This is a genomic window from Streptomyces sp. NRRL F-5126, from assembly GCF_000721265.1.
Taxonomy (GTDB): Bacteria; Actinomycetota; Actinomycetes; order Streptomycetales; family Streptomycetaceae; genus Streptomyces.
This window is the reverse complement of sequence record NZ_JOFZ01000090.1, coordinates 1-408: the sequence shown is the minus strand read 5'-3', so window position 1 is coordinate 408 and position 408 is coordinate 1. Positions and strand designations below refer to the sequence as shown.

General features: G+C 71.3%; 1 protein-coding gene and 1 pseudogene. Both read left to right on the top strand.

The annotated features are described in order from the left end of the window. On the top strand, window positions 1-196 hold a 196-nt coding region (locus IH48_RS33995), incomplete at its 5' end, for a hypothetical protein (protein WP_037844147.1). A 6-nt stretch (window positions 197-202) separates the two neighbouring features. Then, window positions 203-408: pseudogene (locus IH48_RS36480) on the top strand (hypothetical protein); the annotation flags it as partial.

Here is a 408-nt window from a genome sequence, read left to right as displayed (position 1 = left end):
GTTCCCCAGCAACGAGGCCGACCCCGAGCTGGCGAAGCCGGACGGCATGAAGCTCGGGTCGCAGGGCGGGCAGTGGACGGCGGAGAACACCGTGCCGCTGGCCGACTTCCTGCCGCTGTTCGAGCAGGTCCGCCCGGACCACAAGGTGTTCATCCACAACGCAGTCGAGCAGTACACCGCAGAGCGTGGGGAGTGATCGGTCATGGCCAAGTGGTGGAAGTTCGGACTCGGCGGCAAGAAGGACCAGGAGCAGGGTCCCGCTCCCGAGCAGGCGCCCGCGCCGCCCCCGGCACCGGCCCCGCAGGCTCCGGAGCCGTCGGCCGGCACCGAGGGCGGCGGCGAGAAGAAGCGGGGGCTGCTGGGTCGGCTGTTCGGCCGGGGCAAGGGGAAGAAGGAGAAGGCTCCCGC